13 protein-coding genes are annotated in these 16835 nt (G+C 41.6%); 10 read left to right on the top strand and 3 right to left on the bottom strand.

Annotated features, from left to right (window positions below; genetic code table 11):
* The first annotated feature begins 2 nt into the window (after window positions 1-2).
* From FTU95_RS10095 to galE, 10 genes are all read left to right on the top strand, one after another.
* The gene (locus FTU95_RS10095) at window positions 3-605 is read left to right on the top strand and encodes a sugar transferase (RefSeq protein WP_180078382.1); all 603 of its coding nucleotides are present in this window, start codon (window positions 3-5) and stop codon (window positions 603-605) included.
* Between the two features lie 2 nt (window positions 606-607).
* A complete protein-coding gene (locus FTU95_RS10100) occupies window positions 608-1801 on the top strand; it encodes a diaminopimelate decarboxylase (protein WP_180078384.1) in 1194 nt (397 codons plus the stop codon).
* A 9-nt stretch (window positions 1802-1810) separates the two neighbouring features.
* Complete coding sequence (locus FTU95_RS10105; protein WP_180078386.1) at window positions 1811-2824, top strand: NAD(P)-dependent oxidoreductase; 1014 nt, start codon at window positions 1811-1813, stop codon at window positions 2822-2824.
* Entirely contained in the window at window positions 2821-3792 is a 972-nt protein-coding gene (locus FTU95_RS10110) for an ATP-grasp domain-containing protein (RefSeq protein ID WP_180078388.1), read from the top strand. The genes FTU95_RS10105 and FTU95_RS10110 overlap by 4 nt, the downstream gene beginning before the upstream one ends.
* Window positions 3793-4074: 282 nt before the next feature.
* Window positions 4075-5244, top strand: coding sequence for a DegT/DnrJ/EryC1/StrS aminotransferase family protein (locus FTU95_RS10115; protein WP_180078390.1), 1170 nt, complete (start codon window positions 4075-4077; stop codon window positions 5242-5244).
* Window positions 5245-5374: 130 nt separating this feature from the next.
* Window positions 5375-7249 (top strand): nucleoside-diphosphate sugar epimerase/dehydratase, encoded by a 1875-nt coding sequence (locus tag FTU95_RS10120; RefSeq protein ID WP_180078392.1) that lies wholly within the window; start codon window positions 5375-5377, stop codon window positions 7247-7249.
* 13 nt (window positions 7250-7262) lie between these two features.
* Window positions 7263-8138, top strand: a complete 876-nt coding sequence (gene galU, locus FTU95_RS10125; RefSeq protein ID WP_180078394.1) for a UTP--glucose-1-phosphate uridylyltransferase GalU — start codon at window positions 7263-7265, stop codon at window positions 8136-8138.
* A 25-nt stretch (window positions 8139-8163) separates the two neighbouring features.
* Entirely contained in the window at window positions 8164-9420 is a 1257-nt protein-coding gene (locus FTU95_RS10130) for a nucleotide sugar dehydrogenase (protein WP_180078396.1), read from the top strand.
* On the top strand, window positions 9420-11087 hold the full coding sequence (pgi, locus tag FTU95_RS10135; RefSeq protein ID WP_180078398.1) for a glucose-6-phosphate isomerase: 1668 nt from the start codon (window positions 9420-9422) through the stop codon (window positions 11085-11087). Before FTU95_RS10130 ends, pgi begins: the two co-directional genes overlap by 1 nt.
* Complete coding sequence (gene galE / locus FTU95_RS10140) at window positions 11080-12096, top strand: UDP-glucose 4-epimerase GalE (RefSeq protein ID WP_180078400.1); 1017 nt, start codon at window positions 11080-11082, stop codon at window positions 12094-12096. Before pgi ends, galE begins: the two co-directional genes overlap by 8 nt.
* Before the next feature lie 77 nt (window positions 12097-12173).
* Here galE and FTU95_RS10145 read toward each other — a convergent pair whose 3' ends face one another.
* Genes FTU95_RS10145 through glmU form a run of 3 tightly spaced genes read right to left on the bottom strand, consistent with a single transcriptional unit; the run spans window position 12174 to window position 16818 of the window.
* Window positions 12174-13544 carry a phosphomannomutase CpsG gene (locus FTU95_RS10145; protein WP_180078402.1) on the bottom strand — a complete coding sequence of 457 codons (1371 nt, stop codon included), beginning with the start codon at window positions 13542-13544 and terminating at the stop codon, window positions 12174-12176.
* Window positions 13545-13603: 59 nt separating this feature from the next.
* A complete protein-coding gene (gene glmS / locus FTU95_RS10150; protein WP_180078404.1) occupies window positions 13604-15442 on the bottom strand; it encodes a glutamine--fructose-6-phosphate transaminase (isomerizing) in 1839 nt (612 codons plus the stop codon).
* An 11-nt stretch (window positions 15443-15453) separates the two neighbouring features.
* On the bottom strand, window positions 15454-16818 hold the full coding sequence (glmU, locus tag FTU95_RS10155; RefSeq protein WP_180078406.1) for a bifunctional UDP-N-acetylglucosamine diphosphorylase/glucosamine-1-phosphate N-acetyltransferase GlmU: 1365 nt from the start codon (window positions 16816-16818) through the stop codon (window positions 15454-15456).
* Window positions 16819-16835: the final 17 nt, after the last annotated feature.

Here is a 16835-nt window from a genome sequence, read left to right on the forward strand (position 1 = left end):
AAATGTATAATTTTTTTTTGAAAAGAGTTTTTGATTTTTCTATTGCACTAATTGGAATAGTTTTGTTAAGTCCAATTTTTTTAACTTTAACGGCTATTTTAATATGCTTGAATAAAGGTTCTGCTTTCTTTTTACAACCAAGACCTGGAAAAAATGAAAAAATATTTAAAATAATTAAATTTAAAACTATGAATGATAAAAAAGATGAAAATGGTAATCTGCTACCTATGGGGCAAAGAATTACACCATTTGGCAATTTCTTGAGAAAAACCTCACTTGATGAAATGCCCCAATTGTTAAATATTTTAAAAGGGGATATGTCAATAGTAGGGCCAAGACCTTTACTAGAACAGTATTTACCACTGTATACTGATAGGCAGAGAAGGCGTCACAAAGTAAAGCCTGGCATTACTGGCTGGGCTCAAGTAAGTGGTCGTAATAATGTGACTTGGAAAGAAAAATTCGAATTAGATATTTGGTATGTTGATAATATATCTTTTTTTAATGATATAAGGATTATGTTAAAAACGGCAAAAATTGTGTTAATGCGTAAAGATATTGCAGATGTAGAATTGGCTGTAACTCCTGAAGACTTTAAGGATTAAATATGGAAAATTTATTAACACCAGCATATATATTAGACAAAGAGAGTTTAAGAAATAGTATAAAAAAAATAATAGATAGTTTAAATAAAAATTTTAATAAAAACATCTTAAGCTACTCTTTGAAGACGAATTCATTACCATATATTCTCAAAGAAATTAAAGAGGCTGAGGGATATGCTGAAGTTGTTTCAAGTGATGAATATGAGTTAGCCAAACTGGTAGGATTTAAGACAAATAAGATTGTTTACAATGGCCCTTTGAAATGTAAAGATACTTTTTTAGAGGCTTTGATAGGTGGTTCAATTTTAAACATCGAAACTTATCGTGAAATCGAGTGGTTAAAATTATTACCTAAAAATAGGACTTTCAATGTTGGCATTCGCATAAATATAGATTTGAAAGAAATCTCTCCTGAAGATTCTAAAGAAGATGAAGATTATAGTAGATTTGGATTTTCTTATTATACCGGCGAGCTAGAAAAAGCAATAGATGAAATTAGTAAAATAGGTAATATTAAAATTGACGGGTTGCATGCTCATCGTACTACATTGACGAGATCTATAAATTGTTATAAAAAAATCTGTGAATTTATAGGGCTAATATCTAATAAATTTGATTTAAACTTGAGTTATATTGACATCGGTGGTGGCTATTATGGAATAATGAATTCCAAACCAACTTTTGATGAGTATTTTAGCGAAATTGCTAATTCTTTAAGTAGGTATTTTGATCTTGATAAGACTGTAATTATTGTAGAGCCTGGGAATGCGATTGTTGCATCTTGTTTCGATTTTATTACTTCAGTGATTGATGTCAAAAAAAATAGAGATTTTTATGTGATAACTACTGATGGGTCACGCAATGATGTAGATCCATTTTTTAAAAAGTCGACATATTTTTACGAGTTGCTTCATGAAACTAAAAAAAAATCTGATGTTGTTAGCTTGCAGAAAATATGTGGATGTACATGTCTAGAGTACGACAAGTTATTCACAATCGAGAATAGTCATTTACTAAGTGTAGGTGATAAAATTGTATTTAAATCCGTAGGAGCTTATACAATGGCCTTATCACCTTTGTTTATTAGATTTTTTCCAAAAATTTATCTTTTAGATGAAAGTCAATATACTTTAATAAGAGATAATTGGTCAGCAAAAGATTTTTATAATATTTACGATACTAAAAGCTCTTTGTAGGAAATTTATATGAGTAAAAAAGTTGTAGTATTCGGTGCAACGGGGAATTTAGGGGCATATACTACTGTTCATCTTAAAACATTAGGTTATGATGTTTATGCGGTAGGCTATAGAAAATCTGATAACGGTTTTTTTAAATCTAAAGGGATTGAATATTTTTCTGTAGACATTACGAGTAAAGATAATTTTTCTATTTTACCTCATGATATTTATGCTGTTATACATTTAGCCGGTGAGCTACCGTCACGATACTCTTACGAACCTGATAAATTGATTTCAAGTATTACTTTGGGAACATTGAATGTATTAGATTATATGGTTAAAGAAGGTGGTAAAAAATTTGTATTTCCTCAGACGCCTTTTGACCAATATGATAAACATAACACAAGTGAGATGATATATGCGGATGACCCAAAAAAATTTCCATTAACTGGTGATCATTCTGTTTATACAATTGCAAAGAATGCTGCTGTAGATCTAATTGATCACTATTCTGCTACATATAATTTTTTAAGATTTCATTTGCGATTTTTTACTATTTATCACTATCACCCAAATGCATATCATTATTCAAACTTCAAAAAGCAAATGATGCCATATCGTATGCTAATGGACCGTGCCTCTAAATCTTTGGATATTGAAGTATGGGGAGATCCTTCTCGCTCTAAAGAAATGGTTTATATTAAAGATTTTACTCAAATTGTAGAAAAATGTATTCAATCAGATGGTCCTGGTGGGATGTATAATGTAGGAGGTAGAGCTGTTTCACTAGAAGAGCAAATTGATGGAATAATCCAAGTTTTTTCGCCTGCTAATAAAAAATCAAATAAAGTTTATAAGCCTGAAAAAAGTAACTCTTTGCTTGCCAAGCTTGATATATCTAAAACAGAGAAAGAATTAGGTTATATACAAAAATATACATATATTGATTCTCTTGTAGATTTTAAAAATGAGATGCTAACTGAGCCTTTTGCACAGTTATGGGGCCGTAAAGAAGATTTTTGTTTGGATGGTGAAGAATGAATATTTTATTTTGTAGTGTTGGTAGAAGAGCAACACTTCTAAGAAATTTTAAATCGAAATATCCTCATGTTAATATTTATGCTACAGATAACTCTGAATATGCACCTGCTCTACACTTTGCAGATAAAAAAATTATTGCTCCAAGAATTGACTCTCCAGGATATATAGATTTTTTGCTTGATATTTGTAAGCGTGAGAATATTAAAGCAATTACAACTTTAATTGATCCTGAAATAGAGATAATATCTCGTAATAGAGATGTATTTACTGATCATAATATTTTACCATTAGTTCCAGATTATAAAACAGCAACATTATGTTTTGATAAATTTGAAATGTATAAATATCTAAAGTCAAATGGTATTAATACTGTTTCAACTTATGACTGTATTGATCTGTTTGAGAAAGATTTAAAATTAAATGAAATTAATTTTCCTGTTTTTATTAAACCCAAAACTGGTAGTGCAAGCGTTGGTGCTGAAAGAATAGAAGATTTAATAACGTTAAAATCTAAATTTTTAGAGCGTAAGCATGATTATATAATTCAAGAATATATGGATGGTGATGATATAGATACTGATGTTTATGTTGATTGTTTATCCCATGAAGTAGTCTCTATATTTTCGAAAAAAAAGTTAGAAACAAAAATTGGAGGTGCGAGTAAAACTATTTCATTTAAAGATCATGCACTATTTGAGTTAGTCAAAAATATTCTTTCAAATTTCAAATTTTATGGTCCTCTTGATATGGATTTTTTTTATAAGAATGGAAAATATTATCTATCTGAAATAAATCCAAGATTTGGTGGTGCCTATTTACATGCTTTTGGAGCAGGTGTAGATTTTTATAAATTGATCTTAAATAATATTAATAGTGAAAAAAATTTAGAGTCTATTGGTAATTATGAAGATGATATTTTAATGATGATGTATGATGATGTTGTTATTAAAAAGCTTTCAGAACTTTAAAATTATATTGTAGACTTTTAGAGATATAAAAGTAATAAATATACTTTATATCTCATGCTGCAACGCCATATATTTAAAAATCTAGTTACCTATATGTCTTATAGTAATATTTAATTTTACTTTTTTAAAAAGCTAATTAGGTGTTTTAAATATTATCTAGTTACTTAAAATTTATAGATTGAAGCAATAGTTTTGTGAAACTTGTATTTTCTATTATCTTATAAATTTCACGAATATATTGATAGTGAATAGTATTCCCTTCAAACCTTTTTGAGAATTAACATGTTAAACACTGCATTTGAACCATGGCCAAGTTTTACTCAGGAAGAAGCGGATGCGGTTTCCCAGGTTTTATTGTCGAATAAAGTCAACTACTGGACCGGTCAAGAATGCCGAGAGTTTGAAAAAGAATTTGCCCAGTTTGCAGAAACCCAATATGCAGTGGCATTGGCCAATGGAACAGTAGCACTTGATGTCGCACTCAAGGCATTAGGTATTGGCGCAGGGGATGATGTGATTGTTACCTCACGTACCTTTCTGGCCTCTGCCAGCTCCATTGTAACAGCTGGGGCAAATCCGATCTTCGCCGATGTCGAACTAGACTCCCAAAATATCTCCCGCCGTACCATTGAAGCGGTCATCACACCCAATACCAAGGCCATTATCTGTGTGCATCTGGCAGGCTGGATGTGCGACATGGACCCGATCATGCAGCTGGCTTCCGATAAAGGCCTGTATGTGATCGAAGACTGTGCACAGGCGCACGGAGCAAAATATAAAGGTAAATCTGCCGGCTCAATCGGTCATGTTGCGGCTTGGTCCTTCTGTCAGGACAAGATTATGACTACAGGCGGTGAAGGCGGTATGGTCACCACCAATGACGAAACCCTGTGGAAAAAAATGTGGTCTTATAAAGACCATGGCAAGAACTTTGACAGCATCTATAACAAGCAGCATCCACCGGGATTCCGCTGGTTGCATGATTCATTTGGGACCAACTGGCGCATGATGGAAATGCAGGCAGTGATTGGACGTATTCAGCTCAAAATGATGCCGGAATGGACTGCAAAACGCATGGCCAATATGGAAAAAATTTATGCTGCATTTGCAGACAGTCCATATTTTAGCGTCCATCGTCCATCCGATGAGTATGTCCATGCCGCATATAAATGTTATGTGCAGGTCAATACAGATCGGTTGCCTGAAGGCTGGTCACGTGACCGGATTATGGCAGAGATGAATGCCTTGGGTGTGCCATGTTTTAGTGGATCTTGTTCCGAGGTATATTTGGAGCATGCTTTTGATGGTACAGCATGGCGACCGGCACAGCGTTTGCAAAATGCGCAAAAACTCGGTGAAACCAGTTTGATGTTCTTGGTCCATCCGACATTAACAGAAAATAATATTCAAACAACTGAATCTGCCATCCAGCAGATCATTAGTCGCATATAATCTAATCATGATTCAATCACGTAGAATGCACCAACAGGTGCATTTGATAAATTTACCCAAGTTTCAATTTAGTCATTCTAATACCTAAATTGGATTGAAACTTATAAGTACTATTGAGAAGACATATCACGTGAAGTCCATCATCCTGCCTTTAGTCGAATCTCCACGTTCAGCAAAACTCGCATTTTTAGTCATTTTAGACTTTTGTATTTTCCCTGTTCTAATCTGGCTGTGTTATGCCATCCGCCAGTTTGACCTCGGTGCAGAGGTTGTGCCGAACATTCCTTTTGGCTCGATTTGGGTCAGTACGATAGCAGTCTTTATGCTGTTTATTTGTGGCGTATACCGTTTTATTGTACGGACTTTTAATGAATTTTTTATTGTTAAACTGGGTTTGGCAACGATCTTATCCGTGATTGGCCTGTATTTATTGGCTTATAGCACCCATGCCTTTATTCCGACATCCATCCCGTTGATGTTTGGCTTTATGATGTTTGCCTGGGTCTGGTTTAGCCGAGGTTTTATCCGTTTTATCGTGCGTTCTTATTTACAGGCCGGAGTGCCTAAAAAACGGATCGCGATTTACGGCGCTGGGAATGCAGGGCAGCAGGTGGCAGCCACCTTAAATCGCTCTAATGAGCATCTACCGATTATATTTATTGACGATAATCCGTCTTTAAATGGCCAAAATATTGGGGGTATTCAAGTTTATTTACCAGATATTGCCTTGAAATATCTCCCTAAATTAAAGATTAGTGAAATTTTGATTGCACTGCCCTCAGTCGGGCGGATACGTAAAAGTGAAATCGTTAAATCTTTAGAACCGGCGCATCTTAAAATTACCGAGATTCCCGGCCTGACTAAACTGGTCGATGGTGAAATTCGAATTTCCGATATTCAGGAAGTGGATATTATTGACCTCTTGGGCCGCGATCCGGTACCTCCGGTGGCAGAACTTTTAGCTAAAAATATTCAAGATAAAGTGGTGATGGTGACTGGTGCAGGTGGCTCAATTGGTTCTGAGCTTTGTCGCCAGATTATTAAAAACCAGCCGGCCAAAATTATTATTTATGAACTGACAGAATTTGCTTTATATAGTATTGATAAAGAATTACGTCTCACAGCATCATGTGAAATTATTCCAATCCTGGGCTCAGTACTGGATGAACGCAAGCTGGAGCGGGTGATTGAACAATATGAGATCCAAACAGTTTATCATGCAGCGGCTTATAAACATGTACCTCTGGTGGAGTGTAACCCATTAGCAGGCCTGAAAAATAACGCGGTGGGAACGGCATTTAGCGTCAATGCTGCGGTGAAAAAAGGCGTCGAAACCTTTGTACTGATTTCAACCGATAAAGCGGTACGTCCGACCAACGTGATGGGTGCGACCAAGCGGATGGCAGAGCTTTATTGTCAGGCCATGGCAGAAGCGCAAGATCAGACCCAGATCAGTATTGTACGCTTTGGTAATGTACTGGGTTCTTCGGGCTCGGTGGTACCGCTGTTTAAACAGCAGATTGCCAAGGGTGGGCCAATCACGGTAACCGATCCCGAAGTGACCCGTTTCTTTATGACCATTCCGGAAGCCTCGCAGCTGGTGATTCAGGCTGGTGCCCTCGGTACCGGTGGAGATGTGTTCTTGCTGGATATGGGTGAACCGGTACGGATTCAGGATCTGGCACGACAAATGATTTCACTCAGTGGACTTAAAGTCCGTGAAGAAAAAAATCCAAATGGCGATATTGAAATTCAATATACCGGCTTACGTCCGGGTGAAAAGCTGTATGAAGAACTGCTGATTGATGAAGAAAATACAGAAATTACCTCGCATAAGCGTATTTTGAGATCAGTCGAGAAGCATTATCCATTGGCAGAAATCCTGGAGGTATTTAACCGGATGCATGAACTTTCAGCGACCCAATCCGATATTGAATGGGCATTGGCTCAGCTGGAATACTATGTCGATGGTTATGTCCGTGGTAACGAAATTCAAGTGAACTAGGTTATTTATAGATATGATTAAGAAAGCAATTCTTCCAGTGGCCGGCCTCGGTACGCGTTTTTTACCGGCCAGCAAATCGATTCCCAAAGAAATGGTCACGGTGGTCGATCGTCCGGCGATTGAATATGTGGTCCGTGAAGCGGTAGCCGCCGGGATTGAACAAATTATTTTGGTGACTCATTCTTCCAAGGCATCGATTGAAAATTACTTTGATCGTAATTTTGAGCTGGAAACCACGCTTGCGCAAAAAAACAAAACCGATTTACTCAAAGAAATTACTGAAATTTTACCGGCAGGTGTCAGTATTATTAGCGTACGTCAACCGCAGCCTTTGGGCTTGGGTCATGCGGTACTGTGTGCCAAAGCCGTGATTGGCGATGAAGATTTTGCGGTATTATTGCCAGATGTGCTGGTCAAGGATCAGGATCCGGAAAATGATTTGTCTCGCATGATTCAACGCTATGACGCGTCTCAAGCAGCACAAATCATGGTTGAAGCGGTACCTGAACATCTGGTGGATCAGTATGGTATTGTCGATGTGGCCGCATCTCCGGCCGAAGGCGAAAGTATTGTCATGCAAGGGATTGTCGAGAAACCAGCAGTCGGCACCGCACCATCGAATCTGTCTGTGGTCGGGCGTTATGTCCTGCCGGCAAAAATCATGCAGCTTCTGGAACAGACACCACGCGGGGCGGGCAATGAAATTCAGCTCACCGATGCGATTGCCATGTTACAGCAGACTGAAGCGGTGGAAGCTTATCGCATGAAAGGTCAAACTTTTGACTGTGGCAACAAACTTGGCTATCTTAAAGCTGTATTACATTATGGGGTTGATCATCCCAAGCTTGGTCACGAGTTTAAAGCGTTGATCCAAGAACTCGCTTTATAATAAAAAATAATAACAAAGGAATACTATGAAAGTCGCAGTACTGGGGAAAACCTTATTTTCTGGGGTCATTTCGGCCCTTTTGTCTGAATGTGGTCATCAGGTGGTGTGGTGTAACAGCTTCAGTGCAGATGAGCCGGCCCGGACTTATTTTCAGGATGAATCCTTGCAGTCATTGCTGCACAAACAGGAAAAATCCGGTTTTTTAAACTGTTGTGATTTTCAGCATCTAGATTTTAATCAGGATGTTTTTTTCTTTAGTTTTAATGCCACCGAAGAGCAGCAGGCATTTCAGATGCTGGATACCATTCGGCATGCCTGTTTTGCTCATCCGAAGCTGATGATTAATGCTTCGACCTTTGGCTTGCATGGCACCCAACGCTTCCAGCAACTGCTGCCGAATGATGACTGGATTTATCTGCCCGATATTATTCAGGAAGGTAATGCCCTGCGTAGTTTTGTTCAGGCCACGCAGCTGATCGTGGGCTGTGATCATGCAGATGCACAGGCTAAAATCAGAGAGCTGTTACGCCCCTTATTTCCGCGTGCGCAGCAGTATCTGTTTATGCCGGTACTGGATGCCGAATTTACCAAACTCAGTATTTCCGGCATGCTGGCCACCAGGATCAGTTATATGAATGATCTGGCCAGCGTGGCAGAAAAACTCGGCATCGATATTGAACAGGTGCGCCAAGGCATGGCGGCGGATAACCGGATTGGTTCGGCTTATCTGTTTCCGGGCGTCGGTTTTGGTGGAGAGAACTTCTCGCATGATATCCGCACCTTGACGCATGCAGTAGCAGATTCAGGGGTGAAAAACCAGTTGCTGGAACAGGTCTGGGAGATTAACGAACAACAAAAAGAATTACTGTTCCGCAAACTATGGAATTATTTCCGTGGCGATTTACAGGGAAAAGTGGTGGCGATTTGGGGCGCAGCCTTTAAAGAAAATACCCCGAGCATCCAGCAATCTCCAGTGCATGCCATGCTCACTGCATTATGGGCGCAAGGGGTGACGGTCAAACTGCATGATCCGCAAGCATTGGCCAATATTAAAAAAGTCTATGGGATACGGCAGGATCTAATCCTGTGTGAAGATCAATATCAGGCCGTCGAAGGTGCGGATGCCTTATGTTTGATGACTGCCTGGAAGCAGTATGGTAGTCCAGATTATCCACACCTCATTAAACTGATGCAGCATCCCCTGATTTTGGATGGGCGTAATCTGTATGATCCGGCCTATATCAAGGCGCGTGGTTTTAATTATATTGGGGTGGGACGTTAATGTTAAGTCAGCTTAAACCAGATCTAAATACTGAAACTGTGTGTCAAAAACTCGCCTCGAGCAAAGAACAACTTGATGCGGTGCATCTACGAGAACTGTTTGCCGCAGACCCCCAGCGTTTTAACAAATATTCAATTCAGTTTGAACAGCTGGTCTTCGATTATAGTAAACACAGAATTGATAACACGGTGATGGAGGACCTGATTGAATGGGCAGATGCACAAAACCTAAGATCCTGGATTGGGTCTTTATTTTCAAATCAGGATATTAATTATACCGAGCAACGTGCTGCCATGCATTGGGCATTACGCTTGCCAGCACAGGATCAGCAGCATGCGGATCTGGCCGCTGATGTGCATGCTCAACTTGAGCGCATGTATGCCTTGGTCGAGCAAATCCATGCCGGGCAGCGTCGTGGTGCCACCGGGGAAGTGATTCAGGATGTGGTCAATATTGGGGTCGGTGGTTCAGATCTTGGCCCTCTAATGGTCACCCATGCCTTATCTGATTTTAAATATCAGTCTGCCCAGCCACTCAACGTGCATTTTGTCTCGACCATGGATGGCAGTCAGCTGTCCGAGTTGTTGCATCAACTGCGTCCGGAAACCACGCTATTTATTATTTCGTCCAAATCATTTGGCACGATTGATACTCTGACCAATGCCCAGACAGTACGCTTGTGGTTAGAAAAGGCCTTGGGTCAGCATCCTTATATTCTCAAGCATCATTTTATCGGGGTATCGACCAAACCGGAGAAAATGACCACTTGGGGGATTGCTCCAGAAAATCAGCTGTTGTTGTGGGATTGGGTCGGAGGACGTTATTCGCTTTGGTCCTGTATCGGATTGCCAATTGCCTTGAGTATCGGAATTGAAAGTTTTAAGCAGCTGCTGGCAGGTGCTTATGCGGTTGATCAGCATTTTCAGTATCAGCCTTTTGAACAGAATATTCCGGTGTTGATGGGACTATTGGGGGCCTGGAATAACAATTTCCTGGATATTCAGACCCATGCCATCCTGCCTTATGATGGGCGGCTAAAATATTTTGCTTCCTACTTGCAGCAGCTGGAAATGGAATCGAATGGCAAGTCGATCCAGCGCAATGGTGAAAAAGTGCAGCTGGATACCTGTCCGATTATTTGGGGAGAGGTCGGTCCGAATGCGCAACATGCCTTCTACCAACTCCTACATCAAGGCACACAGTCGGTTAGCTGTGACTTTATTGCGCCAGTCAAGCGCTATAACAGTCAGCAATATACCTATGCCGATAGTGCTGAGGCATTAATTGAACAGCATCATTTGGCATTGTCGAATTGTCTGGCGCAATCGCGTTTACTGGCCTTTGGTAATGAAGCGCTGGATCAAAACGAATTGGCGAGCTTGCCGGCTTATAAGCAGTATGAAGGCAACCAACCGAGCAGTACGCTGTTGATGCAAGAGCTGAATCCTTATAGTCTGGGTATGCTGATTGCTCTATATGAACATAAAGTTTTTGTGCAATCGGTGCTGTGGAATATCAACCCATTTGACCAGTGGGGCGTGGAAAAAGGCAAGGAAATTGCCAACCAGTTGCTGCCTATTTTGAATGGTGAACAGTCTGAGCTAGGTGGTCTGGATGGTTCAACTCAAGGTTTAATTAACATTTTATTAGGGAAGCAGCATGGCTAAAATTCTGGTAACGGGCGGGGCAGGCTATATTGGTTCGCATACTTGTGTTGAGTTATTAAATGCCGGCCATGAGGTCATCGTTTTAGATAATCTCTGCAATAGTGCTGCTGAGTCTTTAAATCGGGTGCAACAGTTGACCCAAAAAAGCCTGACATTTATACAAGGTGATATCCGTGATGCTCAATTATTAGATCAGGTATTTCAGCAACACTCGATTGATGCAGTGATTCATTTTGCCGGTCTGAAAGCCGTCGGAGAAAGTCAGCAGATTCCATTGGCTTATTTTGACAATAATATTGCCGGTTCAATCAGTCTGGTACAGGCCATGCAGCGCGCACAGGTTTTTAGACTGGTGTTTAGTTCCTCAGCCACGGTCTATGGCGAAAATAATCCTTCACCTTTAAATGAAGAGATGCCTACCGGAATGCCGACCAATAACTATGGCTATACCAAACTGATTGTTGAGCAGCTCTTGGAAAAGTTGTCTGTGGCGGATGAACGTTGGTCGATTGCCTTATTACGTTATTTTAATCCGGTCGGCGCGCATAAAAGTGGCCAGATTGGCGAAGATCCACAAGGTATTCCGAATAATTTAATGCCTTATGTAACTCAGGTGGCAGTAGGGCGACGTGAAAAACTGTCGATCTTTGGTCATGATTATGACACTGTCGATGGCACGGGTGTACGGGATTATATACACGTAGTCGACTTGGCCAATGCACATTTATGTGCCCTCAATAATCGTTTAACTGCACAAGGGTGTCGGGCCTGGAATATTGGTACTGGCAATGGCATTTCAGTGCTACAAGTTAAAGATACGTTTGAGCAAGTGAATGGTGTGGCGATTGCATTTGAATTAGCCCCTCGTCGTGAAGGCGATGTGGCCACCTGTTTTGCAGACAATACCCGTGCAGTCCAAGAGTTGGGCTGGCAACCTCAGTATGGTTTAGAGGATATGCTCGCTGACAGCTGGAACTGGCAGAAGCAGAATCCGAATGGTTATCGCTAAAATCTTTATAGCGATATAAATAAAAATGGGAGCTTTTGATGAACAGCTCCCATTTTATTGTACTGTATGCGTGAAGATTAACTCTGAATCAGCTGAGTTAACTCATCGACATAATTCTGCATTGGTCGTGGATTATGATCACGACGGCTTTCAATATTCAGACGCAATAGCGGTTCAGTATTCGATGCCCGCACATTAAAACGCCATGCACCAAAATTAAGGCTGACCCCATCGGTCTGATCGATCTCCGGCTGCTGATCGGCATAATGATCGAAAAGTTTTTGGATGGTCGCTTGGGTATCGGCGACTTTAAAGTTGATTTCACCACTGCATGGGAACTTGGCGATCATCTCCTCCACCAGAGAAGATAAAGATTGCTGTGTTTCTGATAATACGGCAATAGCCAGTAACCATGGAATCATGCCGCTATCGCAATAGGCAAAGTCACGGAAATAATGATGGGCACTCATTTCACCGCCATAGGCCGCATTATGCTCACGCATCACATCTTTAATAAAGGCGTGACCTGACTTGGACTGAACCGTGATCCCTTGGTATTGCTCTACAATATCCAGTGTATTCCAGACCAGACGTGGATCATGTACAATTTTTTCGCCAGATTGCTTTAGCAAGAAGGCTTGAGCCAGAAGGCCGACAATATAATAGCCTTCAATAAACTGGCCTTTTTCATCGAACAGGAAGCAGCGGTCAAAGTCACCATCCCAGGCAATGCCCATATCTGCGCCATGCTGAATGACCGCATCACGGGTGCTGTCACGGTTTTCAGTTAAAATCGGATTGGGAATCCCATTCGGGAAATTGCCGTCAGCTTCATGATGAATTTTGATAAATTCGACCGGAATATTGAGTTGTTGAAACTTTTGCTCAATCGCATCAATCACATGGCCTGCTGCTCCATTCCCGGCATTCATCACCAGTTTCATCGGACGGATTTTTGCCGGATCAATATAGCTCATCAGATGATTTACAAATTCAGGCAGAATATTGTATTTCTCAGTACGGCCTTTATTACTGACGTCAATAAATTCATCTGATTCTGCTAAAGCCTGAATCTCTTTAAGACCAGTATCGGCACTGATTGGACGGGCATTTTCACGTACCAGTTTCATGCCATTATAGTCCATCGGATTATGGCTGGCCGTGATTTCAATACCACCTTGAACATCCAGATGGAAGGCGCCAAAATAAACTTCTTCCGTGCCGGTCATGCCCAGATCCAGAACATTGACACCCGCATCATTTAAACCGTGAATGGTGGCCTGTTTTAAACCTTCACTGCTGAGCCGGATGTCACAGCCAATGACCACCGTTTTAGGTTGATAAATCTGTCCATAAGCACGGCCAATTTTATAGGCAATCTCTTCATTGAGCTCGGTGCCGAGTTTGCCGCGAATGTCATAGGCTTTGAAGCAAGTCAGTTTGGTCATTTATAGGCTCTCCATTCAGAAGAAAAAAGGCCGGTTCCCCAGCCCTGATTCAATTTTAATTATTCTACCGTAACCGATTTTGCCAGATTACGTGGCTGATCGACATCTGTACCACGCAGCACTGCCACATGATAAGACAGTAACTGCACCGGGATGCTATATACAATCGGTGCCAGCACTGCATTGATTGCCGGAATATGTACCACATGCTGACGCTCTTTGGCTTTAATGCCGCTGTTTTCATCGGCAAAGACAAACAGTTCGCCACCACGTGCCTGAACTTCTTCCATATTGGATTTCAGTTTATCCAGCATGTCATCTTGCGGTGCCAGAATCACCACCGGCATGTCATTGTCGACCAGTGCCAATGGGCCATGTTTTAGCTCACCTGCAGCATAACCTTCAGCATGAATATAGGAAATTTCTTTCAGCTTGAGTGCACCTTCCAGTGCGATCGGGAAGTGCGTACCACGGCCCAGGAACAGGCAATGCTGCTTTTCAACAAACAGCTCAGACAGACCTAAAATTTCATTATCATGACGTAAAGTGTCCAGAATCACTTTAGGCAAATGCCAGAGTTCTGTGCTGATCTTCGTCATCTGTTCTGTAGAAATGCTATTTTTGACCGAACCAATTTTCAATACCAACAGCATTAAAGCAGCAAGCTGGGTGGTAAAGGCTTTGGTAGATGCCACACCAATTTCAGGGCCTGCCAGTGTCAACAGACTATGCTGGGTCTCACGCACCATCGATGATGTAGCGACATTACAGATGGTCATCGTAGTGATGTCCAGCCCTTTGGCCGCCGCACGTTTCTGTGTATCACGTAATGCAGCCAAGGTATCGGCAGTCTCACCGGATTGGGAAATACACACATAGAGTGTGTGATTCACAATGACTGGCGTACGATAACGGAATTCGCTGGCAATCTCGACCTGACACGGCAGATCAATCAGCTGTTCAAACCAGTATTTCGCAATCATGCCGGCATGATAACTGGTACCACAGGCAATAATCTGGATTTGCTGGATTTTTGCGAAGTCCTGTTCTGCACTGGCAAGGAAGTCTTCGCGCAAGTCATTGCCATTTAAGGCTTGAGAAATGGTCTGTTTGATCGCTTCAGGCTGCTCATAAATTTCTTTGAGCATATAGTGCTTGTATTCACCTTTAGACGCATTGCTGACCGCAGCATCCAGTTCCTTGACCGGACGATCTACCAGCTGACCATCGACAAAGACTTCAATGGTGGTGCGGGTCAAACGGGCAATATCACCTTCTTCCAGGTAGATAAAACGGTTAGTAATTGGAAGTAAGGCTAATTGATCTGAACTAATGAAGTTTTCACCAATCCCGACACCAATCACCAGTGGAGAACCTTCACGCACGGTAATCAGTTCATCCGGGTGGTCAGTATGTACGATGCCCAGTGCATAGGCACCTTTCAATTGCGGAACCACTTGGCGTACAGCTTCTAACAGGCTCGGGGTAGATTTCAGTGCATCATTGATCAGATGGGCAACCACTTCAGTATCAGTCTGTGAAGTAAAGACATAACCCAAAGCTTCAAGATCATCTTTGAGTTCCTGATAGTTTTCGATAATTCCGTTATGCACCACTGCCACATTTTCAGAAATATGCGGATGGGCATTTTCTTCAGTCGGTTTGCCATGGGTCGCCCAGCGTGTATGCGCAATGCCGAGTGAACCGCTAATCTGGGATTCATTCACCGCCTGTTCAAGGTTTGCGACCTTACCGACACGGCGTTCACGCAGGACCTGGCTATTATTAATCAGTGCCAAACCTGCTGAATCATAACCCCGGTATTCCAGGCGTTTTAAGCCTTCGATCAAAATATTGGTAATGCTACGTTCTGCAATGCCACCAACGATACCACACATATTTGTTCCCCTTATTTCTTGATTTTTTGCGGACGTGGATAGTTTTCTTTGGCAAATTGCTTAGAGCGCTCTACTGCCAAACAGTTGTCTTCCACATTACGGGTAATCGTTGAGCCTGCACCTACAGTGGCGCCATTGCCAATTTTCACAGGTGCCACCAATGAACTGTTCGAGCCAATAAAGGCCTGATCACCAATAATCGTTTTAAATTTATTTGCACCATCATAATTACAGGTAATGGTTCCTGCACCGATGTTTGCACCACTGCCAACTTCTGCATCACCCAGGTAGGTAAAGTGGTTGGCTTTAGAGCCTTGACCAATCGTGGTATTTTTAACTTCAACGAAGTTACCGATATGTACCTCAGCTGCGAGTTTTGCACCCGGACGGAGTCGTGCAAAAGGGCCAATCTGGGTATCTTCACCGACGATAGCATTGTCAAAAATGCTATAAGGTTGCACTTTAGTCCCAGCTGCAATTTTGGTATTTTTGATGATACAGCCAGCACCAATTTCAACATGGTCGCCCAGCTCGCAATCACCTTCGATGATGACATTGATATCAATCTGTACATCTTGACCGACAGTTAAATTACCACGCAAATCAAAACGGCTCGGATCAATCAGATGCACACCTTGCTGCATCAGCTGTTTGGCCTGACATGCCTGAAACTGACGTTCTAATGCTGCCAGTTGCACACGGTCATTTACGCCTTCAACCTCAAAGGCCATTTCCGGTTCTACCGAAGCAACCTGCATACCATCGGCCAGAGCCATCGCCACAATATCGGTCAGGTAGTATTCACCCTGAACATTCTCATTGCTTAAATTTGGCAGCCATTGATGCAACTTGGCATTGCTGACCGCATAAATGCCAGTATTAATTTCTTGGATCTGACGTTGCTCGTTCGTTGCATCTTTATGTTCAACAATGGCCTGAATCTGACCATTTTTACGCACGATGCGACCATAACCATTGGCATCTGGCAAGGTGAGCGTGACCAGACCAATGCCAGTTTCTGCAGTGGCATCGAGTAATTTTTGCAAGGTGAACGGGTTAATACAGGGTACATCACCAGAAAGAATCAACGATACGCCGTCTTGGGGCAGGACAGGTAAAGTCATTTGTACGGCATGACCGGTCCCCAGCTGTTCGCTCTGTTCAACCCATTTAATTTTTTGCGCTGTAAAAGCAGCTTGAACCTGCTCGCCACCGTGCCCGTAAATGGTAATAATATTATCTGCGTTTAATTTTTTTGCTGTGTCAATGACATGACCCAGTAAAGGATGTCCTGCAAGCGGTTGTAATACTTTCGGTAAGCTTGAACGCATGCGCGTGCCTTTACCTGCAGCAAGAATAATAACAGTCGTTGACATGTTCTAATCCTAAATAT

The organism is Acinetobacter sp. YH12208 (assembly GCF_013418055.1).
Taxonomy (GTDB): Bacteria; Pseudomonadota; Gammaproteobacteria; order Pseudomonadales; family Moraxellaceae; genus Acinetobacter; species Acinetobacter pseudolwoffii.

Coding starts and splice junctions, on each gene's coding strand:
- FTU95_RS10095 (WP_180078382.1), top strand. CDS start 3: ATGTATAATTTTTTTTTGAAAAGAGTTTTTGATTTTTCTATTGCACTA.
- FTU95_RS10100 (WP_180078384.1), top strand. CDS start 608: ATGGAAAATTTATTAACACCAGCATATATATTAGACAAAGAGAGTTTA.
- FTU95_RS10105 (WP_180078386.1), top strand. CDS start 1,811: ATGAGTAAAAAAGTTGTAGTATTCGGTGCAACGGGGAATTTAGGGGCA.
- FTU95_RS10110 (WP_180078388.1), top strand. CDS start 2,821: ATGAATATTTTATTTTGTAGTGTTGGTAGAAGAGCAACACTTCTAAGA.
- FTU95_RS10115 (WP_180078390.1), top strand. CDS start 4,075: ATGTTAAACACTGCATTTGAACCATGGCCAAGTTTTACTCAGGAAGAA.
- galU (WP_180078394.1), top strand. CDS start 7,263: ATGATTAAGAAAGCAATTCTTCCAGTGGCCGGCCTCGGTACGCGTTTT.
- FTU95_RS10130 (WP_180078396.1), top strand. CDS start 8,164: ATGAAAGTCGCAGTACTGGGGAAAACCTTATTTTCTGGGGTCATTTCG.
- pgi (WP_180078398.1), top strand. CDS start 9,420: ATGTTAAGTCAGCTTAAACCAGATCTAAATACTGAAACTGTGTGTCAA.
- galE (WP_180078400.1), top strand. CDS start 11,080: ATGGCTAAAATTCTGGTAACGGGCGGGGCAGGCTATATTGGTTCGCAT.
- FTU95_RS10145 (WP_180078402.1), bottom strand. CDS start 13,544: ATGACCAAACTGACTTGCTTCAAAGCCTATGACATTCGCGGCAAACTC.
- glmS (WP_180078404.1), bottom strand. CDS start 15,442: ATGTGTGGTATCGTTGGTGGCATTGCAGAACGTAGCATTACCAATATT.
- glmU (WP_180078406.1), bottom strand. CDS start 16,818: ATGTCAACGACTGTTATTATTCTTGCTGCAGGTAAAGGCACGCGCATG.